Source organism: Marinobacter lipolyticus SM19, from assembly GCF_000397065.2.
GTDB lineage: Bacteria > Pseudomonadota > Gammaproteobacteria > Pseudomonadales > Oleiphilaceae > Marinobacter > Marinobacter lipolyticus.
On sequence record NZ_KE007330.1, the window covers coordinates 77,213 to 102,403 of the forward strand.

20 protein-coding genes are annotated in these 25,191 nt (G+C 55.8%); 7 read left to right on the forward strand and 13 right to left on the reverse strand.

Annotated features, from left to right (window positions below; all coding sequences use genetic code 11):
• Both MARLIPOL_RS17760 and rpmE read right to left on the reverse strand, forming a co-directional pair.
• The coding region (locus MARLIPOL_RS17760) for a malic enzyme-like NAD(P)-binding protein (protein WP_012139733.1) at positions 1-1,253 on the reverse strand (1,253 nt) is incomplete at its 3' end.
• Between the two features lie 229 nt (positions 1,254-1,482).
• Positions 1,483-1,704, reverse strand: a complete 222-nt coding sequence (gene rpmE / locus MARLIPOL_RS17765) for a 50S ribosomal protein L31 (protein ID WP_012139734.1) — start codon at positions 1,702-1,704, stop codon at positions 1,483-1,485.
• Positions 1,705-1,966: 262 nt separating this feature from the next.
• Between rpmE and MARLIPOL_RS17770 the strand changes: the two genes are divergently transcribed.
• From MARLIPOL_RS17770 to hslU, 5 genes are all read left to right on the forward strand, one after another.
• Positions 1,967-4,159, forward strand: a complete 2,193-nt coding sequence (locus MARLIPOL_RS17770) for a primosomal protein N' (protein ID WP_012139736.1) — start codon at positions 1,967-1,969, stop codon at positions 4,157-4,159.
• 112 nt (positions 4,160-4,271) lie between these two features.
• Positions 4,272-5,957 (forward strand): arginine--tRNA ligase, encoded by a 1,686-nt coding sequence (gene argS / locus MARLIPOL_RS17775; RefSeq protein ID WP_012139737.1) that lies wholly within the window; start codon positions 4,272-4,274, stop codon positions 5,955-5,957.
• Between the two features lie 17 nt (positions 5,958-5,974).
• Complete coding sequence (locus MARLIPOL_RS17780; protein WP_012139738.1) at positions 5,975-6,616, forward strand: SPOR domain-containing protein; 642 nt, start codon at positions 5,975-5,977, stop codon at positions 6,614-6,616.
• Between the two features lie 114 nt (positions 6,617-6,730).
• Positions 6,731-7,261, forward strand: coding sequence for an ATP-dependent protease subunit HslV (hslV, locus tag MARLIPOL_RS17785; protein ID WP_012139739.1), 531 nt, complete (start codon positions 6,731-6,733; stop codon positions 7,259-7,261).
• A 12-nt stretch (positions 7,262-7,273) separates the two neighbouring features.
• Complete coding sequence (gene hslU, locus MARLIPOL_RS17790) at positions 7,274-8,602, forward strand: ATP-dependent protease ATPase subunit HslU (RefSeq protein WP_012139740.1); 1,329 nt, start codon at positions 7,274-7,276, stop codon at positions 8,600-8,602.
• 114 nt (positions 8,603-8,716) lie between these two features.
• Here hslU and MARLIPOL_RS17795 read toward each other — a convergent pair whose 3' ends face one another.
• From MARLIPOL_RS17795 to MARLIPOL_RS17805, 3 genes are all read right to left on the reverse strand, one after another.
• Positions 8,717-9,961 (reverse strand): patatin-like phospholipase family protein, encoded by a 1,245-nt coding sequence (locus MARLIPOL_RS17795; RefSeq protein ID WP_012139741.1) that lies wholly within the window; start codon positions 9,959-9,961, stop codon positions 8,717-8,719.
• 99 nt (positions 9,962-10,060) lie between these two features.
• Positions 10,061-12,367 carry a phosphoenolpyruvate--protein phosphotransferase gene (gene ptsP / locus MARLIPOL_RS17800; RefSeq protein ID WP_012139742.1) on the reverse strand — a complete coding sequence of 769 codons (2,307 nt, stop codon included), beginning with the start codon at positions 12,365-12,367 and terminating at the stop codon, positions 10,061-10,063.
• 15 nt (positions 12,368-12,382) lie between these two features.
• Complete coding sequence (locus MARLIPOL_RS17805; protein ID WP_012139744.1) at positions 12,383-12,913, reverse strand: RNA pyrophosphohydrolase; 531 nt, start codon at positions 12,911-12,913, stop codon at positions 12,383-12,385.
• A gap of 174 nt (positions 12,914-13,087) precedes the next feature.
• Between MARLIPOL_RS17805 and MARLIPOL_RS17810 the strand changes: the two genes are divergently transcribed.
• A complete protein-coding gene (locus MARLIPOL_RS17810) occupies positions 13,088-13,744 on the forward strand; it encodes a histidinol-phosphatase (RefSeq protein ID WP_012139745.1) in 657 nt (218 codons plus the stop codon).
• A gap of 160 nt (positions 13,745-13,904) precedes the next feature.
• Here MARLIPOL_RS17810 and MARLIPOL_RS17815 read toward each other — a convergent pair whose 3' ends face one another.
• From MARLIPOL_RS17815 to MARLIPOL_RS17825, 3 genes are all read right to left on the reverse strand, one after another.
• Positions 13,905-15,101: a class I SAM-dependent rRNA methyltransferase gene (locus MARLIPOL_RS17815; RefSeq protein WP_012139746.1), complete on the reverse strand. Its 1,197-nt coding sequence runs from the start codon at positions 15,099-15,101 to the stop codon at positions 13,905-13,907.
• A gap of 200 nt (positions 15,102-15,301) precedes the next feature.
• Positions 15,302-15,694, reverse strand: coding sequence for a glycine cleavage system protein GcvH (gcvH, locus tag MARLIPOL_RS17820; RefSeq protein WP_012139747.1), 393 nt, complete (start codon positions 15,692-15,694; stop codon positions 15,302-15,304).
• Between the two features lie 44 nt (positions 15,695-15,738).
• Positions 15,739-16,629, reverse strand: coding sequence for a LysR family transcriptional regulator (locus MARLIPOL_RS17825; RefSeq protein ID WP_012139748.1), 891 nt, complete (start codon positions 16,627-16,629; stop codon positions 15,739-15,741).
• A 137-nt stretch (positions 16,630-16,766) separates the two neighbouring features.
• Between MARLIPOL_RS17825 and metE the strand changes: the two genes are divergently transcribed.
• Positions 16,767-19,040, forward strand: coding sequence for a 5-methyltetrahydropteroyltriglutamate--homocysteine S-methyltransferase (gene metE, locus MARLIPOL_RS17830; RefSeq protein WP_012139749.1), 2,274 nt, complete (start codon positions 16,767-16,769; stop codon positions 19,038-19,040).
• Between the two features lie 103 nt (positions 19,041-19,143).
• Here metE and MARLIPOL_RS17835 read toward each other — a convergent pair whose 3' ends face one another.
• From MARLIPOL_RS17835 to MARLIPOL_RS19050, 5 genes are all read right to left on the reverse strand, one after another.
• Positions 19,144-20,007, reverse strand: coding sequence for a hypothetical protein (locus MARLIPOL_RS17835; RefSeq protein ID WP_012139750.1), 864 nt, complete (start codon positions 20,005-20,007; stop codon positions 19,144-19,146).
• 126 nt (positions 20,008-20,133) lie between these two features.
• The gene (locus tag MARLIPOL_RS17840) at positions 20,134-21,090 is read right to left on the reverse strand and encodes a formylglycine-generating enzyme family protein (protein WP_036192460.1); all 957 of its coding nucleotides are present in this window, start codon (positions 21,088-21,090) and stop codon (positions 20,134-20,136) included.
• Between the two features lie 8 nt (positions 21,091-21,098).
• Entirely contained in the window at positions 21,099-23,228 is a 2,130-nt protein-coding gene (locus tag MARLIPOL_RS17845) for a LysM peptidoglycan-binding domain-containing protein (RefSeq protein WP_012139753.1), read from the reverse strand.
• Positions 23,225-24,022, reverse strand: a complete 798-nt coding sequence (locus MARLIPOL_RS17850; RefSeq protein WP_012139754.1) for a DUF4123 domain-containing protein — start codon at positions 24,020-24,022, stop codon at positions 23,225-23,227. Before MARLIPOL_RS17850 ends, MARLIPOL_RS17845 begins: the two co-directional genes overlap by 4 nt.
• Positions 24,019-25,191: type VI secretion system Vgr family protein (locus tag MARLIPOL_RS19050; RefSeq protein WP_456085438.1), on the reverse strand; the 1,173-nt coding region annotated here is incomplete at its 5' end. The genes MARLIPOL_RS19050 and MARLIPOL_RS17850, both read right to left, overlap by 4 nt.

Sequence of the window (25,191 nt, forward strand, 5' to 3'; positions counted from 1 at the left end):
TCCATCGACTTCAGCGGGTAGTGAGCCGGGTACGGGTTGCGAGCAACACCGGAATCTACCGCAGCGCGGGCAACAGCAGCAGGAACAACTTCCAGCAGACGCACGTCAATCGGCTTCGGAATGATGTATTCCTTCCCAAACTCAAACATTGCCACGTCGTATGCTTCACAGATTTCCTGTGGCACCGGCTCTTTCGCAAGTTCGCGAATCGCATGCACCGCAGCGACCTTCATTTCCTCATTGATGGCAGTGGCACGCACGTCCAGGGCACCACGGAAAATGAACGGGAAACCCAGCACGTTGTTCACCTGGTTCGGATAATCCGAACGACCGGTCGCCATGATCAGGTCATCGCGAGTTGCCAGGGCAACTTCCGGGCTGATCTCGGGATCCGGGTTAGAACAGGCAAATACGATGGGGTTTGGCGCCATTTTCTTGAGCTGGTCCGCCGTCAGAAGGTCCGGGCCGGAAAGCCCCAGGAACACATCAGCACCTTCCATCGCATCATCAAGTGTGCGCCTGTCAGTATCATTGGCGAACATTGCCTTGTACTGATTCAAATCATCACGACCGGAGTGGATCACACCCTTGCGATCGAGCATGAAGATGTTCTCAGAGCGAACTCCACAGCTGATCAACAGCTTCATGCAGGCAATAGCAGCGGCACCGGCACCCAGGCACACCACTTTTGCCTCTTCAATTTTCTTACCCTGAAGCTCCAGAGCATTGATCATTCCGGCCGCAGTTACAATTGCGGTACCGTGCTGATCGTCATGGAAAATTGGCACGTTGCACTTCTCGATCAGAGCACGCTCGATCTCAAAACACTCCGGCGCCTTGATGTCTTCCAGGTTGATACCGCCAAAGGTATCAGCGATACGCTCTACCGTTTCAATAAACGCCTGGGGGCTTTCGGAATCGACCTCGATATCAAAGACGTCAATACCAGCAAAGCGCTTGAACAGTACGCCTTTGCCTTCCATTACCGGCTTGCTCGCCAGGGGACCGAGGTTACCCAGACCAAGAATGGCAGAACCGTCGGAAATAACGGCTACCAGGTTACCCTTGGCAGTGTATTTGTAAGCGTTCTCGGGGTCCTTCGCGATCTCGCGGACCGGTTCGGCAACCCCAGGGCTGTACGCCAGGGAAAGGTCGCGGGAGGTCTGGGTCGGCTTGGTGATTTCAACACTCAGCTTACCAGGCCGCGGCTTGGCGTGATATTCAAGGGCTGCTTCTTTCAGATCTTGAGACATTGCCACTGTTCCGTTTGTCACGTTTAAGAGGTAATAAACCGCCGGGACCCGTCCCAGCGGAGCGCGCCATTATGGCGCGAAGACCCACATCAAACAAGGGCCGATTGCACACTTACTGACCAGTCAATAGGGCAAATCGCGTATAGATGAAGACTGAATAGGTTCAGAGAGGAAACCCGGACATAAAAAAAGCGCCGTTGCAGGCGCTTTTTCTGTACCGAAAGCTGAATCAGTCCTTCTTGCCACCAATGCGGCCGCCGAAACGCTTCTGGAAACGGTCAATACGACCACCGGTATCCATCACTTTCTGCTTGCCGGTATAGAACGGATGGCACTGGGAGCATACGTCCAGCTGCAGGTCATGCCCGATGGTGGAACGGGTTTTGATGACGTTACCGCAGGAACAAGTAGCGGTGATGTCTTCGTACTTTGGGTGGATACCTTCTTTCATGGCGAACCTCTGTCGGTCATGCCGCCACCTGATCACGGGAGCTTCTTCACTCCAGGCGCCAGGCACCGCATGTTTGAATCAATGGAGAAGACGGGGCACAATCATGCCCTGCCGGAAACAGACCGTGAATCTTACTTGCAAACGCTACGGCAGGCAAGTCCCAACCCGGGGCAATCAGCCCGATTCATCGCCCGGACCTGTGCGCAGGCAAAACCAAGGATAAGCAATTACCGTGACAGCCTCACCACCGCGGAGCTCCAGTATGAAAGAACGCCCTCCGCAAACCGCGCGCATAGCCCTCAACCGCCCTTTGAGAAGGCTCTTTGATTACCTGATTCCCGAGAACCTCCAGCTTGAACCGGGTCAACGCGTAAATATCCCGTTTGGCAGACAATCCGCAACCGGCCTCGTTGTTGAAACAGGTGTGAGACCACCCAATGGAATCACCCTGAAACCCGTTCACTCAGTTTATGAGTCTTGGCCTGCCCTTCCCAATGAGACCTTTCAGTTACTGAGCTGGGCATCGGACTACTACCAGCACCCCCTCGGGGAGTGCCTGTTCACCGCCCTGCCCCCGGCCCTGCGTCGCGGCAGACCTGCATCAGAAAAACAGGACACCTGGTGGAAAGCCGCAGCCGGTCCTGAAGCGCTTGCCGGCAACGCCCATCGCCTGAAAGCGCTACTGGCATGGCTGCAGAGGCACCCACACGGCGCCAGCACCTCCAGCCTGACTGCGGCCGGGTTTACTCGGGAGCACATCAGGACGCTACAAAAAAGGGAGCTCATCGAGGAAACCGAAGCTGTTTCGACCAAGGGCGAGCCTGGCACTACCGACACAATCAGCGACCACCCCGGCCCCGTTCTCTCGCCTGCTCAACAGCAGGCAGCAAACCAGATAGCCAGCCCCAGAGACGGGTTTAGCGTTTCGCTTTTATATGGCATTACCGGAAGCGGTAAAACAGAGCTTTACCTGCACTACCTGAAACAGCAGTTGAGCGCCTCGGCCCAAGCATTGGTGCTGGTACCTGAGATCAATCTTACCCCCCAGACTGTAGCCAGATTTCAACGCTACTTCGGCCAACGCATTGTCGTCTGGCATTCAGCCCTGAATGATGGCGAACGCTTGTCCACCTGGCTGAAAATCCGCAATGGCGAGCCTGTCATCCTGATTGGCACCCGCTCTGCCGTCCTACTTCCCTTCACCAGCCTGCAAACGATCATTGTGGACGAGGAACACGACAGTTCCTACAAGCAGGGGGAAGGCTTCCGTTATTCCGGGCGAGACATGGCGGTTTATCGAGCGCACCTGAATAACTGCCCGGTCATCCTTGGCTCGGCCACGCCATCTCTTGAATCCTACCAGAATGCGCTGAACGGAAAATACCAGCTTATCAGGCTTGAGGAGCGGGCCGGTAACGCGAAGCCGCCCAGCATCAGCCTCCTGGACATCCGCAGTCGCCCGCTGGAAGGTGGCCTGTCACGCCCCACAATACAGGCAATTGAACAATGCCTGAACGACGGACAGCAGGCTTTGGTATTTGTGAACAGGCGAGGCTTTGCGCCGGTCATGATGTGCTTCGACTGCGGCCACATGGTGGAATGCCCTCGCTGCGACACACGCCTGACTTACCATCGCCGGGACCGGGCCATGCGCTGCCACCACTGCGATTATCAGACAGCCGCCACGGAGCATTGCCCGAAATGCCAGAGTGACGCGTTCAAACCCGTTGGGCAGGGCACGGAAAGGACCGAGGACATACTGGCTTCGACATTCCCCGACACGCCGGTAGTCCGGGTGGACAGAGACAGCACCCAGCGAAAGGGCAGCATTCAGGGCATTCTGAAAAAGGTGAACTCCGGAGAACCCTGCATTTTGGTTGGCACCCAGATGCTCGCCAAGGGTCATGATTTCCCGAACGTTACCCTCGTTGTCGTGGTCAACGCCGACGGCGGCCTGTTCAGTGTGGACTTTCGCGCGCCGGAACAGCTCATCCAGACGCTATTACAGGTGAGTGGCCGCGCGGGCCGTGGCGAGAAGTCCGGTCAAGTCCTGGTGCAGACCTGCCACAGCGATCACCCCATACTGAAGTCATTGCGCCAGGGTCACTACCTCACTCTCGCCGATCAGCTACTGACGGAACGGGAAGCCGGCGGGTTCCCACCGTTCCGCGCCATGGCTATTTTCCGCGCCGAAGCAGACACCATGGCCAAAAGCCTGGAACTACTGGACAGGATCAAACCACAGGCCAGTGTGCCCGGCATTGAAACCTGGGGGCCGTTACCGGCCATGATCGCCAGGCGCGCAGACCGGCACCGAGCCCAACTGGTCCTGTGCTGCGATAACCGAAAGCGCCTGAATCATGTTTTGAGCCATCTTTGTCAGAACCTCGATCAGCAAAAACTGCCCTCGGGCGTGAAGTGGATGATTGATGTGGACCCTCAAGAGACCGGCTGAACCAGACCGGCTTTTTGCTTGCAGCGCAACTTTCCGCGATAATACCCGCCTTCGATTCCCGGCGGCTTCCCGCCTTATTCCAATTCTCTTGTAAACCGAGTCGTCCGACAGCATGAAAGAGACCGTATCCGATCTGCTCCAGTCTGCACTGGCCACACTGCAGTCCGAAGGCACCCTGCCAGAAGACCAGTCATTCACTCCGCAGGTAGGCAACACCAAGGACAAATCCCATGGTGACTATGCCTGCAACATCGCCCTTGTGGCGGCCAAAGCAGCGGGATGCCCTCCACGACAGCTGGCCGAAGCCCTGGTGGCGCGACTTCCGGAGAGTTCGGCCGTGGAGAAGGTGGAAATTGCAGGTCCCGGCTTCATCAACTTTTTCATGAGCACTGCCAGCGCGTTTGAGGTGGTCAATACCATTCTTGAGGAAGCGGGTCAGTTTGGCCGTAACCAGAACGGCAAGGGCGAAAAAGTGCAGGTGGAATTCGTTTCCGCCAACCCGACGGGACCTCTGCACGTGGGGCACGGCCGTGGCGCCGCCATTGGCGACTGCCTGTGCCGCCTTCTGGAGGCCAACGGCTACGATGTCACCCGGGAGTTCTATTACAACGACGCCGGCGCCCAGATCAATAATCTCGCGCTGTCGGTACAGACACGAGTCAAAGGGCTGACACCCGACGATGATAGCTGGCCCGCCGATGGCTATCGCGGTGATTACATCATCGACGTAGCGAAGGCCTATCTGGCGGGCGAAACCGTCGTGGCGGATGATCGGAAAGTCACTGGCAAGGCCGACCCGGAGGATATGGATGCCATTCGCGAGTTCGCCGTGGCCTACCTGCGCCGGGAACAGGACCTGGACCTCAAGGCGTTCGGCGTCGAATTCGACGTCTACTTCCTGGAATCTTCCCTGTATGAGGAAGGCAAAGTGGAAGCAACTGTCCAGCGCCTGCAAGAGAATGGCTATACCTACGAACACGACGGCGCCCTATGGCTGAAGACCACGGAATTCGGTGACGACAAGGATCGCGTCATGCGTAAGAAGGATGGGGGCTACACCTACTTCCTGCCGGACGTGGCCTACCATCTCGACAAATGGCAACGTGGCTTCACCACGGTCATTAACGAACAGGGAGCCGACCACCATTCTACAGTCACTCGCGTCCGTGCGGGTCTGCAGGCACTGAAAGCCGGTATCCCAAGCGGCTGGCCGGATTACGTCCTGCACCAGATGGTGATGGTGACCCGCTCCGGGCAGGAAGTGAAAATCTCGAAGCGTGCCGGAAGCTATGTCACGGTGCGCGACCTGATTGACGAAGTAGGTCGGGACGCCACCCGCTTCTTCCTCGCAGCTCGTCGGGTGGATTCCCAATTGACCTTCGACATCGACCTGGCTCGCTCTCAGACCAATGAAAACCCGGTCTATTACATTCAGTATGCCCATGCCCGTATCTGTAGCGTGCTGCGCAAGCTGGCTGAGGAAGGTGTAGAACGGGGCCGGAACGAATGCCGTGGTGACCTGTCGTTGCTGACACTGGATGAAGAGAAGGAACTTGCCAATCAGCTGGCAAAATACCCGGAGCTCATCGCCAATTCCGCAGCGCAACGGGAGCCGCATCATCTGACCCATTACCTCAGGGATCTGGCAGGACAGTTCCACACGTACTACAACGCCCATAAGGTGTTGATTGAAGATACCGCCGTCCGTGATGCTCGCATTAGCCTTTATCTGGCGGTTCGCCAGGTCGTAGCCAATGGCCTGGATCTGCTGGGCGTCAGCGCCCCGGAAGAAATGTAGACAGGAAGCGTCAGGATATGTCCCGAGACTACGCCCGCAAGAATCCGAAAGGCAAGGCAGCCGCAACGCCCCGCAAGGGCGCCAGGAGCCAGGGAAGCAGCAAACCGGCGCGGCCACGGCCAGAGCGGCGGACACCGGCACGCGCGCAACAGGGCGGCCTGTCTCTTAAGTGGATTCTGTCCCTCGCCGCCGTCGGTGGCTTTATTGGCTTTATTGTCTACCTCAACTCACTACCTGCCCCGGAACCGACACGGCAAAACAATACGCCAACAGCGGTGACGCCACCGGCCAAGGAGCAGGAAAATGCATCCAGCGAGCAGTCCAAGCAACGGTATCGCTTTTACGAGATGCTTCCCGAGAGTGAGGTAGTGCCTCCAAAAGTCGAGGAATACACCCCCGGCCCGACAAAGCAGAGTTTCACATACCTGATCCAGTCCGGCTCGTTCCGCAGTCAGAAGGATGCTGAACGCCAACGCGCGCAGATTGCCTTTCAGGGCCTGCGAGCCAACGTCCAGCGGATTGACCTGGATAATGGAAGCACCTGGTTCCGGGTCAACGTAGGTCCGTTCAATTCCCGAAGCCAGATGAACTCCGCCATCGACAAGCTGGTGTCCATCAACATCGAGCCGCTGGTGCGAAAAATACCCAAGGAGGGCTGAATGGCCCTCTTTGCATGACTGCTCTGCCAGCATGCCGACCTCCTGCCCTTGAAAAAAAACCACTCGCCTCCATAACTGCTGAATACCGTTTTCTATCAGGCAACTGGAGCCCACATGACTACCATACTTTCCGTCAGGCGCGATGGCGAAGTCGCCATGGGTGGCGATGGCCAGGTTTCCCTGGGCAACACCGTAATGAAAGGAAATGCACGCAAGGTTCGCCGCCTGTACGACGGCAAGGTGCTGGCAGGATTCGCCGGCGGTACCGCCGACGCCTTCACCTTGTTCGAACGATTCGAGGCCCAGCTGGAAAAGCACCAGGGTAACCTGACACGGGCGGCCGTTGAACTGGCCAAGGACTGGCGAACGGACCGCGCCTTGCGCCGACTTGAAGCTCTACTGGCTGTAGCCGATAAAACCGCTTCACTGATCATTACCGGTAATGGCGATGTTATCGAGCCGGAACAGGGACTGATTGCCATCGGCTCCGGAGGACCGTTTGCACAGGCCTCGGCGCGCGCCCTGCTTGAAAACACCGACCTGAAAGCCAGTGACATTGTGGAAAAAGGCCTGGATATCGCGGCCGACATCTGCATTTACACCAACCACAATCGCACCCTTGAAGTGCTTTCCGCCAACGACTGATTCGGAGCAACCATGTCTGCAATGACTCCCCGTGAGATCGTTCACGAACTCAACAAGCACATCGTAGGTCAGGAAGAAGCCAAGCGGGCGGTTGCCATTGCCCTGCGGAACCGCTGGCGTCGCATGCAGCTGGACAGCAGTCTGCGCGAAGAAATCACCCCAAAGAATATCCTGATGATCGGCCCCACAGGCGTCGGTAAAACCGAGATTGCCCGCCGCCTGGCCAAATTGGCCGACGCCCCGTTCCTGAAAGTGGAAGCCACCAAGTTTACGGAAGTCGGCTATGTAGGCAGGGATGTGGAGTCCATCATCCGCGACCTGGCCGACATGGCAGTAAAAATGCTTCGCGAAAAAGAGAAGAAACTCCATGAGCACCGTGCGCTGGATGCGGCGGAAGAGCGTATTCTGGACGCCCTGCTGCCCCCGGCCCGGGATTTCAAAGAAGACAGCCAGCGCCCTGAGGATTCATCCACGCGGCAGTTATTCCGCAAAAAACTGCGGGAAGGCGAACTGAATGACAAGGAAATCGAGATCGACCTGCGCAGCGGTGGCGCGGGCGTGGAGATCATGGCACCTCCGGGCATGGAAGAGATGACCAGCCAGTTGCAAAGCATGTTCTCCAATATGTCCTCAGACAAGCGCAAAACCCGCAAGATGAAAGTGGCCGATGCGCTGAAGCAGGTTCAGGACGAGGAAGCCGCAAAGCTGGTAAACGAGGAAGAAATCAAACAGAAGGCGGTTCAGTCCGTCGAGCAGAACGGCATCGTGTTTATCGATGAAATCGACAAAGTCGCCAAGCGCTCTGAAAATACGTCCTCCGATGTTTCCCGGGAAGGCGTACAACGCGACCTGCTGCCGCTGATCGAAGGCAGCACTGTCAGCACCAAGTACGGTACCGTCCGTACGGATCACATTCTGTTTATTGCCTCGGGCGCGTTCCACCTGTCCAAGCCCTCAGACCTGATTCCTGAACTTCAGGGTCGCCTACCTATCCGGGTAGAGCTGCAGGCACTGACTCCGAATGACTTCAAGCGCATCCTGACCGAGCCGGATGCCTCGCTGGTGCAGCAATACGAGGCACTGATGGGTACGGAAGGCGTGAAACTGACATTCGCGGAAGATGCCATCACCCGGATTGCGGAAGTCGCCTGGAAAGTAAACGAAACCACTGAGAACATCGGTGCGCGCCGCTTGCATACAGTGCTTGAGCGACTGCTGGAAAGCCTGTCCTATGAAGCCGGTGACAAAGTCACTGACGGCTTTGAGGTAACGGCAGCGTTCGTGGATGAGAAGCTTGGGGAGTTGGCGGAAGATGAAGATCTGAGCCGCTATATACTCTGACACCGAGGTCGGATTACGGCTTTGCCTGATCCGACCTACGGGTATGGCGTTCGGTCACATCTGTAGGTTGGATTAGCAAAGCGTAATCCAACAACCAGCCCGCGCCCCTCTTTGTTACTCCGCCCTTGAAAACAGCTGAGTGACATTCTCCAGTCCGCTCGCCAGCTTGCCCTTCTGCGCCTGTTTTTTACGCCCTTTTGCCACATAAAGCGGCAACATTTCCCCATACAAACTGGTACTGATGGTGCGCTGCTCATCCTCAAGGCGGTCACGGCGTAGCTTGATTCCATACTTCGCCAGTTTGGGCTCCAGTTCGTCCGCACGGGCCAGCAGGTCACGACGAGTCATCTGGTAGGCGTGCTCACACACCATCCGCCTGGACTGGAAACTGAACACGTTGGAGAAAAACAGCTTGGCGTCATCGCGGGTAGGCTCAAACAACAGAATGTCCTTTTCGGGATAATCCCTGGCGTATTGGGCAATACCGGATTGCATGCGTGAATAGACCATGGTCCGAAACATTTGCGACAGCAGATTAGGCATGCCCGAGCGGGTCAACTCACCCGGTTTCATGGTTCCCGCCCGGACGGCCGTGCTCGCGTCAATGGGCACCTGAGGATTCACCGCAAACACCAGGTCCGCACCATCCTCAAATGCCACTGAAGCATGAAGCCCTTTACGCAACGTGCCATCCACGTAGTAGCGGCCATCGATGTTTACCGGCACATATAGTCCGGGAGAGGACATACTGGCCTGTATCGCCCGGGAAATGGGCACGTGGTCAAAGCCCGGCGCACCGAAACAGACAGCGTCAGTGCTCTCCACATCTGCCGCCACAATATAAAGGCTGCGCTTGAGTTGGCGAAAATCATTGGTCCGCCCCAGCATAGTGAACGTCCGCTGCAGATATTCGTGCAACCCTTCGTTATCAAACAGTCCCGCAGGCGCTGCCTGAGCAAGAATCGTCAGCGCTTCCAGAAGACTCTGATCGTAGGGGTTATTAATGAAGCGACGGACCGCCGTTGTTAACAGCCCGGGCACGGCCAACAAGCGACTGCCAAGCTCGCGAAGCGCTGGACGATAAAAAACCTCAGGATGGAAGGGATGCACCTCGGCTTCATTACGAACGAAAATACGGCACAACTGCGCAGTGGTCATCTGGTTGGCCAGGTTCGCAGCGGCAAAGGAACCGGCATTAACCCCCACATAGACGTCAATATTATTAAAATCGAGTCCATCAAGAGCTTCGTCAAGCGCTCGAAGGGCACCGATTTCATAAATCCCGCCCAACGGACCACCACCTCCCAATGCAAGGCCGATGCGCGGCCTGGGCTTGATCTCAGTCGTCGCTGACGTCATACAACGTTCCCATCCGGGTTTTTATAAGTTTAATGCCAGTAAGGTAGCAACCGGTTTTAGAGTCTACACCCTATTCTTCGACCAGAATGTGGCAACAGCTCACGACGCCGCCTGCTGAACCAGAGCAACCGGGGTCGTTCTACCGGGGCGAAGGTAACGGCCGAAGCCAGCATTACGCAGCGCCAGGTCCACACAACTCTTGATGACATGGGGGGAGTCCAGAAGCAGAACGTCCTCCAGCAGCTGGCTTGCCCACTCACGACTGACACTGCGAATAACAGACTTCACCTTCGGCAAACTGGCGGCGTTCATTGACAGTGAGTCGTACCCCATGGCCATCAGCAACAGAGCCCCCCCCGGGTCACCAGCCAGCTCACCGCAAATACCCACCGGCTTGCCAACGGAATGAGCGTCGTGGGCGATACGAACCAACGCCTGCAAGACCGCCGGGTGATAGGAATGGTACAACTGGGCGACGCGGGGGTTGTTACGATCCACAGCCAGAAGGTATTGAGTCAGGTCATTGGAGCCAACCGAAAGGAAATCCACACGGTCCGCCAGCTCGCGAATCTGATAGACCGCCGCCGGAATTTCCACCATGACACCCACCTTGGGCATGTGGATTTCATATCCTTCCTCCCTGACCTCATGATAAACCCGGTAAATAAGGTGCAAGGACTCTTCCACTTCTGAAATATTGCTGATCATTGGCAGCATGATCTGCAGATTGTTCAGGCCCTCGCTGGCCTTGAGCATCGCCCGGACCTGCACCAGGAAAATTTCCGGATGATCCAGTGTAACTCGAATGCCGCGCCAGCCCAGGAAGGGGTTCTCTTCTTCAATCGGGAAATAGGTCAGCGCCTTGTCACCACCGATGTCCAGCGTGCGCATGGTAACCGGGCTCGGCGCAAAGGCCTCCAACTGCTCCCGGTAATACTCGCGCTGCTCCTGTTCAGAGGGAAAGCGATCCTTGATCATGAAGGGCACTTCGGTGCGATAAAGACCGATCCCCTCAGCGCCATGATTCAGAGAACGAACAACGTCGGTCATCAGGCCAGTGTTGACGAGTAACGACACCCGATGACCGTCGGTCGTTTCACAGGGCTTGTCGCGCAGGACCTCAAGCCCTTTGATCAGCTCGTCTTCCTCGTCACAGATTTCCTGATAGTAAGCCCGAAGTTCATCAGAGGGCGAGGCAAAAATCTGGCCCTCGAAACCATCAACAACGAGGTCCCGACCATCAAGCTGATTGACCGGAATATCCACCAGCCCCATCACGGTAGGCACGCCCATCGCACGGGCCAGGATGGCAACGTGGGAATTACTCGACCCCTTGACCGATACCAGCCCAATCAGCTGCCCCTTGGGCACCTCACCCAACATGGCAGGGGTCAGCTCTTCACTCACCAGCACGGTTCGTTCCGGATAGACCTGGTCTTTCTGCTCCCCTTCCTGGAGGTGCGACAACAAACGACGTCCAAGGTCGCGGATATCTACTGCCCGCTCCTGGAGATAATGGTCATCCATCATCTCGAAGTGGCGAATATACTGCTGGACCACCTGCTTCAGGGCTCCCTGTGCCCAGTACCCTTCGCGGATCTTGTTGGCGACCTCGCCGGGCATGGCATCATCACCCAGCATCCGCAGGTATACATCAAACAGGGCTTGTTCTTCCGGGCGCAACTGGGAAGCAAGGCGATTGGCGACCCGTTCGATGTCTTCACGAACAGCGGTAACCGCCTCGGCAAACAACCCGAGCTCAAGATCGATATCGTCGGTCGGCTTTTCCGGAACCACATCAAGGTCTGCGGCGGGATAGACAACCACCCCGGTTCCGATAGCCACGCCCGGAGCCCCGGGCACACCATTGAAGCTGATATCCCGGGCTTCTTCGCCGGTGAGAGACAAACCGCTGATGGCACCTGTTGCCTCACTGTGCGCAATAACACCTGCCAACTGCGCGGACACCGTCACGAGGAAAGCTTCTTCCCCTTCATCAAAACACCGGGAGCTTTCCCGCTGTTGCACGACCAGCACACCCAGGACACGACGGTGGTGGATGATGGGTACACCGAGGAAGGAACGAAACCGCTCTTCACCGGTTTCCGGAAAATATCGATAACGGGGGTGGGAAGGAGCATCTTCCAGGTTGATGGGCTCCTCACGGGCACCGACCAGACCGACAAGACCTTCGGAGTAGGCCAGACTCACCTGCCCGACCGCCTTGCGATAGAGCCCTTCCGTCGCCATCAGAATGTAGCGGTTGGTGGCCGGATCCAGCAGATAAACAGAGCAGACCTCGGTCCCCATGGCCTTCTGCACCCGCGACACAATGATATCCAGCGCTTCCTGCAGGTCGCGGGCGCTGTTTACCTCTTGTACCAGATTTCGCAGTATGCTCAGCATGGCGGTTTCAACCCGTCATTTCTGTTGGTCCTTTACACGCTGATTCTGCTCGCTGCGATACCACTGCTCCATGTTATAGAACAGTCGCGGCGCGAGCTCTCTCAGCGCACGTCGATACACTTCACGCTTGAATGAGACCACCTGCCCCAAGGGGTACCAGTAACTCACCCACTGCCAGCCGTCGAATTCCGGCGAATCGGTGCCATCCACACGCACTTGCGCATCCGGCGATAACATCCTCAGCAGGAACCATTTCTGTTTTTGTCCCACACACACGGGGTGCGAGTTATGTCGCACCATCCGCCGCGGGAGGCGATACCTCAGCCAGCCCCGGGTACAGCTGATGATCTCGACATCCGCCGCACTCAAGCCTATCTCTTCCCCCAATTCCCGATACAACGCGTCTTCAGGCGATTCGTTGTACTTGATACCGCCTTGCGGGAACTGCCAGGAGTCCTGCCCTATTCGCCTAGCCCAGAGAACTTCGCCCCTGTGGTTGGCCAGAATGATTCCGACGTTGGGTCTGAAACCGTCTGAGTCGATCACGGCACAGTCCTCTTATAAGTCGGCGGACCAGTTCAAAAATTCACCGGTCGGAATTGTCCAAGTTGCTATCATTCTTACAGAAACCCAAGGGTTCGGCAAACGAAGCCGTTGTAGACATGTCATGTTAGACTATCGCCTTTCCTGCAATCCGTTCCATGACCGGAGGTAATACCCTTGACGCTTGCGATCTTTGACCTTGATAACACCCTGCTCGCCGGGGACAGCGACCATGCCTGGGGCGAGTTTCTGGTGGAGGAAGGCATCGTGGATGCTGAGGAATACCGCAGGGCCAACGATCGCTTCTATCAGGAGTACCTGAACGGGGAACTGGATATCCTGCATTATCTGGGCTTTGCCCTGCAGCCCCTGGCCAAACATGCCATGGCCGACCTGCTGACCTGGCGCGAACGCTTCATGGACAAGAAAGTCCGCCCTATGCTGCAGGACAAGGCATTCAATCTGCTGGATGAGCACCGAAACCAGGGCCACACCCTGATGATCATCACCGCCACCAACCGTTTTGTGACCGAGCCGATTGCGGATATTCTGGGCATTGAGCACCTGATCGCCACCGATCCGGAGCTGGTTGATGGTCGTTACACTGGTAAAGTTGCAGGCATTCCCAGTTTCCAGGACGGTAAGGTGACCCGACTTAACGACTGGCTGGACTCGAACAGTGAGACGCTGGATGGCGCCTGGTTCTACAGCGATTCCCACAATGATGCGCCATTATTGAGAAAAGTCGACAACCCTGTGGCAGTTGACCCGGATCCGACACTGGAAAAGCTGGCTGTGGAGAATGGCTGGACAGTGATGTCATTGCGGGAGTAAGGCGCCCGGAAGGCAAGTGGGGTGGCTGTGCCGGGACACGCTGTGAATACATCCCTGTACGCTCGACAAAAACATCCCTGTTTTTGACGGTCCCGGCACAGCCACCCCACTCACCTTCCTGCTATGTGCCTACCCGCCTACCATTTCCCTATCCTCAGGTTCAGAAAAAACCAGTCAACGACCGCACAAAGCAGGATTTGATGTAGTCCGTTTCCGGAATACCCGGAATCACCGGATGGTCTGGTGCCTGGTGACCCTGTTCCAGTAATTGGACGAAACGGTCAATTTTACGGCCGCTGCCACGAATGATATCCGTCAGCTTCTCTTGGGAAAGGTGCATTGAACAGGACGCGGAAATCAGCAGACCATCCCGCTCCAGCAACCGCAAACCCAGTTGATTCAGCCGTGCGTAAGCCTGCTCACCCGCTTTCTGGTCACGACGGCGGGGAATCAGCGCCGGCGGGTCCAGCACCACGATATCGAATTTTTCTTTCTCGTCCGCCAGCGCTTTCAGGGCTTCAAACGCGTCACCCTCAACGGTTTCCACGTTATCCAGACCATTCAGCCTGGCGTTATGGTGAACCGAATCAATCGCCGACGAAGAACTATCCACACAAGTCACCTGACTGGCCCCGGCACAGGCTGCCTGAATCCCCCAGCCACCGACATAACTGAACACATCCAGCACCCGTTTACCGGGGGCATAAGCCTGCAGACGCTGTCGATTCATGCGGTGATCGTAGAACCAGCCGGTTTTCTGGCCGCCTTCCAGCGGCACCTCAAAACGCACACCGTTCTCTTCCACCTTCAGCAGACTGGCTTCCGCACCATGGGCCTGCTCAACATAGGTATCCAGCCCCTCCACTTTGCGCATCTTGCCGTCGTTCTTCAGGATGATCGCTGCAGGATGCACCAGACGCTGAACCGCCCGAATAATCGCCTCTTTCATCAACTCCATACCAGCGGTGGAAATCTGCACCACCACCGTATCGTCAAAGCGATCAATCACCAGCCCCGACAGCCCATCGCTGTCGCCGAACACCCAACGGTAGAAAGGCTTGTCGAACAACCGATCACGCAGTGCCAGCGCTGTTTCCATGCGCTGGGTAAGACGTTGCGGCGTCATGCCATGACTGGCATTCCGACTGATCAGACGACCACAGATCAACGCGTGAGGATTCACGAAAATCGTCCCCATGGGCTTATCGTTAGACGCCCGCAATTCCGCCTGCACGCCGGCCTCGAACTCCGTTAACGGTGATCGGCGGGTGTCCACTTCATTGCTGTAAACCCACAGGTGACCGGCTTTCAGTCTGCGCTCTGCGCCTTTGCGGAGGTAAAGAACGGGGAAATTCATAACGGCTACCTAATGGGTTGTAAAAAAGGGCGAGAATTATACACGAAGAGTGATCCCGATCGCCTCAGCAACGGGAGGGAGCGGGCAGGGCTGCCCAAAACTGTGCGGAGCCAGGGATGGCGGAGCCAAGCGTACAGGGACGTATCCACAGCGTGTTTTGGGCAGCCCTGCCCGCTCGCTCTTTCACCGTAAGTCAGCCGTTACTCTTCTGCAGCAACATGCTCGGCATAGGCCGTGTCATCCATCAGACCATCCAGCTCGCCTTTATCCACCAGGCGAACCTTGAACAGCCAGCCATCACCGTAAGGATCCTCGTTCACCTTCTCCGGCTCATCTTCCAGGCTCTCGTTCACCTCGATCACCTCACCGGTGACCGGACTGAACACATCCGAAGCCGACTTGACGGACTCTGCCACACCGGCCTCTTCTCCGCCATTCACGGTAACGCCGATTTCCGGCACACCAATATAAACCACATCGCCCAGCTGTTCCTGAGCGAAATCGGTAATGCCCACGGTAGCCGTGCCATCATCTGAAACGCGAACCCACTGATGGGTTTCGATGTATTTAAGATCTGCGGGTACATCACTCATGATCGGATTCCCTATTGATTTTTCGCGCAGTTTAACCGAAGAGCCTAACTCCAGCGAACCCCTCGAGCCGTATTCATGAAGGAATTCAGGTAATCCACCTCGCGATCACGATCACGAAGGCCTAAAAAGATCTGTTTCTGAATGCCCTGCTCACCCAGCCGAACAGACTTAAGCGGCATTTTCTCCGCGTACTCATCCACCAACCACCGCGGCAAAGCCGCCACCCCGCGACCGGCAGCGACCATCTGCAACATGATGTCCGTCGTTTCTATGGTCTTGTGTTTGGCCGGGCTCGCGTGGGCGGGAAGCAGAAACCGGGTATAGATATCCAGTCGCTCGACTTCTACCGGATAGGTGATCAGGGTCTCATTCGCCAGATCAGCCGGTTCCGCCCAAGCTTTCGATGCCAATTCGTGTCCACCGGGCACCACCAGCACCTGTTCATAATCAAATACCGGCTCAAACAACAGACCGGGCCGATGCAAGGGATCCGGCGTCACCAGTATATCAATGTCGTGCCCGAACAGCGCGCCGATGCCTCCGAACTGGAAACGCTGCTTTACATCCACGTCCACCGAGGGCCATTGCTCCAGATAGGGCCCCACAACCTTAAGCAGCCATTGATAGCAGGGATGGCACTCCATACCGATACGCAGGGTGCCACGCTGTCCCCGGGCAAACTGCCCGATCAGCATTTCCGCATGCTCAAACTGTGGCAGCAGACGTGTCGCCAGCGACAGTAAGTACTGACCCGCCTGGGTCAGCCTGAGCTGACGACCTTCCCTTTCCCATACCGCCGTCCCCAGTTGCAACTCCAGCTTCTTGACGGCATGGCTCAGGGCCGACTGGGTCAGGTGCAACGCTTCGGCAGCGGCCGTCAACGACCCTTGCCGCTCCACTTCCCGCAGGATTTCCAAATGATTCCGTTCGATCATCGCTTGCTTTCGCCCAGCTCATTACGTGAATTAAATTCATGGATTGTTGAAATAATACCATTATTTTTCATTATTCCAGAGGCGTAGTCTTGGTGGTTCTTCCCGAAACCCAGTCAACAGAACGCAAGGACAACACCATGATTACCACCCATAACCTGGGATTTCCCCGGATTGGCGCAAGGCGAGAACTCAAGTTCGCCCAAGAGGCATTCTGGAAAGGCGAGTTGCAAGCCGAAGATCTGAACATCACATCGGCTGATCTGAGGCGTCGCCACTGGTCACAGCAATCGTCGCTGACACTTGCCCCGGTTGGCGACTTTTCTTACTACGACCAGGTACTGGACATGAGCTTCACCCTGGGCAACCTTCCCGCGCGAGCCCAGGATACCGATGGCACGGACCTGGATCGCTATTTCCGGGTAGCCAGGGGGCAATCCGCAAACGATACTGCCTGTTGCGCCATCCATGCCGGCGAAATGACCAAGTGGTTCGACACCAACTACCACTACATCGTGCCGGAGTTCGACCGCGAAACACGGTTCCAATTGAACCCTGCCCGGCTGCTGGAGCAACTCGCTGAGGCCAAGGCTCAGGGCGTCAAAGCCAAACCCGTTATCATTGGTCCGGTCACCTATCTCTGGCTCGGTAAAGCCAATGACGACGGTGACCGGCTCGCACTCCTCGATGACCTTCTGCCGGTATACGCCGAACTGCTGAACTTGCTGGCCGAACAGGGCGTGGACTGGGTGCAGATAGACGAGCCGGCCCTGGTCACCGAACTCAATGGCGACTGGCGGCACGCATTCAACTTTGCCTATCACCAGCTCAAAGCCTGTCCGGTCAAGCTTTTAGTGGCCACCTACTTCGGCGAGCTGCGGGACAACCTGCAACTGGCCTGCGAACTGCCGGTCGCCGGACTGCACCTGGATGCCATCAGCGCAGCGGGTGAGGTCAGCCGTGTTACCGACTGGCTCCCGGCCCACAAAGTACTCTCCCTTGGCGTTATCAATGGCCGCAATGTCTGGAAAACCGACCTTGAGGCCACACTGGACTGGCTTGAGCCGGTACATGAGCGCCTCGGTGAGCGCCTGTGGCTGGCCCCTTCCTGTTCCCTGCTCCACGTCCCGGTGGACCTGGCATCAGAAACCGCGATGGATCCGGAGATCCGCTCCTGGCTGGCTTTTGCCGTGCAAAAACTTGATGAACTCCAGACCCTGGCCAACGCCCTCGACCATGGGCGTGCAGCGACAGTCGAACCACTGGCACAGAATACGCTGGCGATTGCCAGCCGCAAGAACTCCACCCGTGTACACAACCCCGATGTCACCCATGCCGTTGCCGCCATCACACCGGAACTGGGCAAGCGCAGAAGCCCCTATACTGAGCGCCTGAAGCTGCAGAAGTTACACCTGAATCTTCCGGCATACCCGACCACCACCATCGGCTCGTTCCCCCAAACCCGGGACATCCGCCAGACCCGCCTGCAATACCGTAAAGGCACCCTCAGCGAGCGGGAATACACCACCCGCATTCGTGAGGAGATTGCCCGCTGCGTGCAGGAGCAGGAAACGCTGGGGTTGGATGTACTGGTACACGGCGAAGCCGAGCGCAACGACATGGTGGAATACTTCGGCGAGCAACTGGATGGCTACGTTTTCAGCCAGTTCGGCTGGGTTCAGTCCTATGGTTCCCGCTGCGTGAAACCGCCCATCCTCTTCGGTGACATCCAGCGTCCACAGGCAATGACGGTGGATTGGATACGCTACGCCCAATCGCTGACCGACAAGCCACTGAAAGGCATGCTCACCGGCCCGGTAACGATCCTCAACTGGTCGTTTGTGAGGGATGACCAGCCAAGAAAAGACTCCTGTCTGCAACTGGCCCTGGCGATTCGTGAGGAGGTCCTGGATCTGGAACAATCCGGCGTGCGCATCATCCAGATCGACGAAGCCGCCCTGCGGGAAGGCTTGCCCCTGCGGCAATCGGACTGGCAGAGCTACCTGGACTGGGCCATCGAGGCATTCCGTATCAGCGCCAACGGCGTCAGCGACGAAACCCAGATCCACACCCATATGTGCTATTCGGAGTTCAATGACATCATCGAAGCCATCGCCCGCATGGACGCAGATGTGATCACCATCGAAACCTCACGCTCCAACATGGAACTGCTCGACGCCTTCAAGGGCTTCCAGTACCCGAATGACATCGGCCCCGGTGTGTACGACATCCATTCGCCGAACATTCCGGAGAAACAGCACATCGTATCTCTCATGCAGAAGGCAGCGGAACGGATACCCACGGAAAGGCTCTGGGTGAACCCGGATTGCGGGTTGAAAACGCGGAGTTGGGACGAAGTAATTCCTGCGCTGCAGGGGATGGTCGATGCTGCCCGGGAATTGCGGGGAGGTTGATGCATGGGGAGAGAGGCCCCGAGCCTCTCTCCGACACCGTTCAGGTTGCCTGTTCCAGCATTTACAGCTTCACAAGCAATCCGGGCTCGTCTCAGTAAGCATCTCAAAGAGTATGAAATGGAGACCTGTATCCCTCAGGCAAGCCGTTAATCCGCATCCAATGTTCAGGCTTACCAAACTCTCGACAATTAATGCAGCGTAATTTCCCGTCCTCATAGAACTCGATTTCCAGCTCGCCCCGTGTACTGATGGTACTGCTGGCTTCACAGCCATGTTCCGAGTTGGGAGAAAATATATTGTAGGTTTCATGGGGGCCACAATGATGAAACGTATTGGGAAGCGGGCGTCCCAACACGTTAATCATAAACATACCCATTTTAGAGATAGTTATTTTTGGTGGCTTGTTAAAACGTTGCTCATGATCCCGGTAATGCGCCACGAACCTGTCATCGGCTTCCAAAGCATATTCTGGGTAATAGACGCCCCAACTCGCTTCAGGTACTGGGACCAATTCAGAGCTATCCCAAATTACGGGGTTAATTAGAAAAGGAAGCATCAGTGTAACGATGACTAGCCCCAAAATCGGCGTTCGACGCTGCCAAGCGATGCTCAATGCCGGCAAAAGCTGAATCAATAACCCAATCCACCCCATTACCAAGCATACCGCTAGCCAAGTTCGATTTCCTAATAACAACGAAATGAATACAGTTGGTAGCGCAATCACCCCGATTACAACACCTTTGCCAACCAGCGTTGTCTTCCCTTGATCACGGAAAGGCACATTGAAAATAACGCCCAACCAGCCTGCCAGGCTACTCAAGAAAAAAACGACAAGGAAACCAATATCCAGGATCGGGTTCTCGATCTCCAAGAGGGCGCTGGCGGGCGAGGCCATCAACATTGTTGCGAAGTAGCTGACAAGAACAATTGTTGAAGGTAATAGAAAAAACGCTGAAACATACTGCATGAAAAAACGTCCTTGTTCTCCACGGGCGGACGGCGATGTATTTCCCCTCCGTCTCTATATGCTTACCGGTCAGCAGCGATATTCCTCGTGATATACCACTTAGGCGAGCCGAGCATGAGATTGGGGCTAGTTAATGGATTCTGGGTGATTTACTACGCAGCGAAAGCCTTGATCAGGCGAATCAACATCCTCACCATGCCGCGCGTAGACAGTCGCCAAGCCACCTGAGTGATCTCCATAGCCGGCCAGATCCCTGACACTTCTCTTTGAGGGAGCTGAACTGGGTGCCTCCACCGCTACCGGGTTATCGGAAGAAAGATGGTCAAATCCCGGATGGAACCAATCTCTGGTCCATTCCGCTACACTACCGGTCATATCATGCAAGCCCAGCGGACTCGGCGGATATGAACCGGCAGGGCGTCGCTCTACCTGATTAGAGGAGTGTACAAGTGCATTTCCCGAGACAGGATGCATTGGGTCAACGGGAGACCTCTGAAGGTAAACATCGATATCCAGCTCTCCTGTATCGGTAGCGAATGGGACTGACTGGCCTCTGTTTCTCGCAGCGAACTCCCACTGGGCTTCACTCGGTAACGCGTAGGGATGGCCCGTTTTTTCAGCTAGCCACGAGCAATAATTCTCAGCTTCATGAAAATTGGGACTCCTCGCCGGTTTGTCTTTGTAATTCGGAGAATCGGGATCATTATTGGCCACAATCGGCAGCCGTACTGCTCGGCTGAAGCCATTTTCAATTGTGTACTCTTCCGCCCTTCCAACATCATGCAGATAGGTCAGAAACTCGCCCCAAGTAACCTCTTTGGCAAGGATAGAAAAACTATCAATTTCAACCAATTTGGGCGGTTTGTTATTGTCGAGTATGGGCGTGAACGGGGCCCCAGATTCGTTACCAACATCCCCTAACCAGAACTCCCCACCCTCAACAAAAACGAGATTGCGCTTGGAATCCAACAACACCTTTTCGATTTCGGTGTCAGAGGACTCTTGAGATGATGGTGAGCATCCGAAAACGAAAGCAAGGAGCATCACATAGGTTACTGTTTTGATTTTTCCCATAATTAGCATCTTCACAATTAAGCTATCCCTGAGGCCCTACAAGCTGAAAACGGATCTAATTGTACTGGCCCAACCAAATTCGCGGCCTGGCCTTCCAAGATTCTTCTGTAGAGTCGGTAATGATTGGCATTTTTTCCGATAAAGTTAAAAACCTTGCGTACGTTTTCATCAAAATCAGCTGCACGCGCCTCAGTTTGCAGATTGATACGGACCATAGTCTCTTCAAAGTCTCTCCAACCTTGCATTGATTGCAAAATCAGCCCAACAGCCTCTACCTTAGACATCGTCCCGTCAAACAGCTTAGGCGTTAACCAAAAGTCATCGATTAACAGATGTAAAAACTTAGCCTTCACTTCCGGAGGTGCGTGACGCAACACGCTTTCCTCACCTCTGTCTTTATCGTCGATAATATTCTGGGCAACTTCTCGACCAACTCTCTCTCGCTCAAGACCAGAACTAAGAGCAATGGCAAGATTATCCATGTAATCATCCACCACCCGAACACCCTGCTCAACAATCCTTGCCGCAGAGAGCGTTAAATTGGCACCTGTCCCGAGCGCGTATATCGCAAGCTTGCAATACCATCCAAATGCATCAGTGGTTGGATCGAACAGCTCTAAATATCGAAAATCGGCATCTCCCAAGGCCTTGTATACATAATGAATCATCGTCACTATGTTTTCTGGATCTACCTCGAGCACGAAACTGCCAGCTGCTCCCACACCCAAAACCAGGCCAGCGTGGAAATTTAAGTAGAATTTCCCGGTCGCCCTACTGAACTCCAATCGCAGCTGAAACTCCCCCCCAATTCCCGCTGCGCCCTCAACCTTCTTCCCAATTTCACAAAGTGTTTTCCAGTCCGATTGTGTTGATAGAACGTCTGCCCACAGAAGCGCTCCAGCAATCTCACAGCCTGCACGAATACCAGCAAATACACTTCCGTCAACTGATGCCCCTTGGCCTCGCTCTCTGGCTGCAATGCCTTTCAGATTTGGAACACCATCACTGGAATCGATTTCCACGTTGGCTGCGATCAGCGCTGAGGCACCCGCGAAACCTGACAACGACGCACTCAGCCTCGCCTGGAAGTGACCTAAAGAAACTTCTCTCCGTTCTCCATCCCAGCCGCCAACACGGTAGTGGACCTTAACCTCAGATCGATTATTGATAGGAAAGGACTGTTCAACACCAACTTTACCCTGCGCCAGTGCATATTGCCCTTCCGCCTTTGCCTGGAGATGAACTTTGCCTTTTCTCGGATCGAATTCGCCGGAGGCACTTGCGCCTGCTGCAAAACGCATGAACTGCGCTTCCGCCGAGGCATCAAACCCAGTTTCGTCAATGGCCCGTTGTTGAGCTTTTGCATCCCCCCAAATTGACCATGATGCTTCATCGTAGAATTTGTTCAACGTTGTCATGAGTGCGCCGTTTGAATCAGGCTCCCACAAAGTCTTTTCAAACTTGACGGTAAGCTCGCTTCGAATAGCGTCCCGCAACTTTGCCGGATCAACTCCTCTTTCAGTCAACCACCCCTGACTACGAGCTCGATCCCTCGCTGCGATGGAGTATCGACGCGGATGGTTTTTCAGTTTGTCGGAGCGGACGAAAGTAACGTGTTTGTTGCCGGCCAATCGCTTGATCTCAGTAATCGGCGGGATAGATTGCATTTCATTGGTCAACACCGAACGCGTTTCCAGCTCGTTCGCCAGCCGCTCTTTCTCTTCCTGTACTTCCGACGACAACTGCCCTTCGCCGTCCGTTGGGCTAAGCTCGGAGTCCGTCTCGCCACCATTAAGCCCTTCTAATTTGCCGTAGAACTCGTTGATCGGGGCGCACACAAACTCTTCTTCTTCGATCCACTCAGTAAGTTCCTCCTCTGTAAGCAAAATGAACTCATCAGTCCCTGTAACATGAACAACATCTACGATTTCTTCTGCGCAGGAAGGTTCCTGAGTGACCTGGCCCACCTCACAACTGGAGAAGCCCGCATTGTTTGCTACAGGCAACTTCAACATCTGTCCAGGGAAAATTCGGTCTGGATTCTCAACCCCAGGATTCAACCGCAACAGACTGCTTAGTGTGGTTTGGTGGCGTTGTGCGATTGCGACGAGGGTATCCCCGGAACGAATGACGTATTCAGAACTCATGAGGCAACTCCGTATGCCAGACGTTTATCCACTTCATTCAAACGCATGCCTGTCGACAATTCAGAAGTCGACAGAATTGCCCGAAGCTCCGGGTGTTTGATTCCTTCGCCATGAATCACCGCGAGCTCCGCGTAACGGCTTACATCTTTTTCGGTCCGAAAACCGAGGGCATCGGCCTCCCGTATCAGGTCGTTAAGGTTTGCCCGGTCATCAATCCCGAGGTATTGGCCCAACTTGCCGACAAACTCTTCTCTCGCCTCTACCGATAATGCCTCAATGTGCTGCTCAGCCAACACGAACCAACCTTCCTCCGACGCCTCTCGATATTGGCCAGAACCATCTGCCTTAATCCGATGCCACGCCCCATCACCCCAAAAAGACAGCCACTCTTTTACTGGCCCACTGAATCGATTGCGATCCAGGTCACTAAGCGCCCCCATCAGGCGTTGAAACTGCTTGGGAGAGTAAAACCTCAGATAGGAATACCCTCCGCCTGGCAGTTGCACACTCAACAAACTGCGCAAATGGTCCGCTAACACTCTCAAATTTTCGTCAGATATCAGGACAACCGCATGTGCTTGCCACTGCGCCTGCTCTTGCCATATTCGCGACGCGGATGATGGTTTTACTAGGCAAGGGCTTACCTCCACGGCTGTATGATGGGGCGTGCCCAGGTACAGGTATTCAAGTTCCGGCTGATCATCGTGCTCATACACAAACCGGGGAGCATCGAGTACCGCACCGTCAATCAATATAAAGGCACTTTGAACGGTAGCGTGATCGAGTTCCGTCATGCGGGTCTCTCCTCGCAGGCACATTCCGCCATAGAGCAGGATCCATCAGACTGGCGACCACATTGTTTCACCAAAGCAACATCTTTCTTTGCTGCAGCTCTTAGTGATGACACGGAGCTGGGTGCGGGTCCTACAGCAACCCTGGTATCAACCTCCGCCAGCCTCACATGCTCAGAGCTATCGGATGCCTCACCAAAGATCGTTGGCATAACAGGCGCTTCAGCAGCCGCAGAAGTACCACTTCCCGGCCCACCCCCGGAATTCATCTTCACCATCGGCCCCGAAACCGTCACGCCACTGGGGTCCACTTTCACAAAACTGCCCCCCGCCTTGAGGGTCACTTCAGCGCCAGCTTCAATGACGATTTTCATACCCGCCTTGTGGTGGATTTCGCTACCAGCTTCGATGAGCTGGTTCTTGCCCTGTTTGCTGTGATGGCTGCCGTTGACGGTTAGGCTGGCGTCACCGCCGACGGACTCGCGTTTCTCGCCATCCACGGTGGCATGATCATTGCCATTGACGTGGGCCTTGCGGTGGTTGTCCACGGTAAGATGGCTGTCATTCTTGATGACTTCGGTGCGATTGTTTTCCGTCAGCAGGTCCAGGTCTTTCTGGGCGTGGACGTAGATCTGTTCCTGGTCCGCTTCGTCCTCGAACCTCAGTTCGTTACTGCCCTCGCCCTTGTGGGTCTGGGTCTTGAGGGTGGTGCGGGTTTTGTGCTCCGGCAGCGCGTACGGCGGTGTGTTGGTGGCGTGGTAAGTGCGGCCGGTGATGATCGGCTGGTCCGGGTCGCCGTCCAGGAAGGAGACGATGACTTCGTGGCCGATTCTCGGCAGGGCCATGAACCCGTACTGGCCGCCGGCCCAGCCCTGGCTGACCCGCAGCCAGGCGCTGCTGTGTTCGTCGTTCTTTGAGTAGCGATCCCAGGGGAATCTGACTTTAACCCGGCCGTGTTCGTCACAATGGATCTCTTCGCCTTCCGGACCGGTGACGATGGCCATTTGTGGACCGTCCATGAGGGCGCGGTGGCCGGTTTGTGGCCGCCAGCTGCGGTCGGTGGGGATGGCGTTGAACTGGTTGCTGTAGCTGGTGGGTTCGGCACCGCCCTCTTCTTCCAGCGCCTGAGGCTGTTTGCCGGTGTGGGTGATGCCGGTCAGCAGCCATTCCCG

Coding starts and splice junctions, on each gene's coding strand:
- rpmE (WP_012139734.1), bottom strand. CDS start 1,704: ATGAAAGAAGGTATCCACCCAAAGTACGAAGACATCACCGCTACTTGT.
- MARLIPOL_RS17770 (WP_012139736.1), top strand. CDS start 1,967: ATGAAAGAACGCCCTCCGCAAACCGCGCGCATAGCCCTCAACCGCCCT.
- argS (WP_012139737.1), top strand. CDS start 4,272: ATGAAAGAGACCGTATCCGATCTGCTCCAGTCTGCACTGGCCACACTG.
- MARLIPOL_RS17780 (WP_012139738.1), top strand. CDS start 5,975: ATGTCCCGAGACTACGCCCGCAAGAATCCGAAAGGCAAGGCAGCCGCA.
- hslV (WP_012139739.1), top strand. CDS start 6,731: ATGACTACCATACTTTCCGTCAGGCGCGATGGCGAAGTCGCCATGGGT.
- hslU (WP_012139740.1), top strand. CDS start 7,274: ATGTCTGCAATGACTCCCCGTGAGATCGTTCACGAACTCAACAAGCAC.
- MARLIPOL_RS17795 (WP_012139741.1), bottom strand. CDS start 9,961: ATGACGTCAGCGACGACTGAGATCAAGCCCAGGCCGCGCATCGGCCTT.
- ptsP (WP_012139742.1), bottom strand. CDS start 12,367: ATGCTGAGCATACTGCGAAATCTGGTACAAGAGGTAAACAGCGCCCGC.
- MARLIPOL_RS17815 (WP_012139746.1), bottom strand. CDS start 15,101: ATGAATTTCCCCGTTCTTTACCTCCGCAAAGGCGCAGAGCGCAGACTG.
- gcvH (WP_012139747.1), bottom strand. CDS start 15,694: ATGAGTGATGTACCCGCAGATCTTAAATACATCGAAACCCATCAGTGG.
- MARLIPOL_RS17825 (WP_012139748.1), bottom strand. CDS start 16,629: ATGATCGAACGGAATCATTTGGAAATCCTGCGGGAAGTGGAGCGGCAA.
- metE (WP_012139749.1), top strand. CDS start 16,767: ATGATTACCACCCATAACCTGGGATTTCCCCGGATTGGCGCAAGGCGA.
- MARLIPOL_RS17835 (WP_012139750.1), bottom strand. CDS start 20,007: ATGCAGTATGTTTCAGCGTTTTTTCTATTACCTTCAACAATTGTTCTT.
- MARLIPOL_RS17840 (WP_036192460.1), bottom strand. CDS start 21,090: ATGCTAATTATGGGAAAAATCAAAACAGTAACCTATGTGATGCTCCTT.
- MARLIPOL_RS17845 (WP_012139753.1), bottom strand. CDS start 23,228: ATGAGTTCTGAATACGTCATTCGTTCCGGGGATACCCTCGTCGCAATC.
- MARLIPOL_RS17850 (WP_012139754.1), bottom strand. CDS start 24,022: ATGACGGAACTCGATCACGCTACCGTTCAAAGTGCCTTTATATTGATT.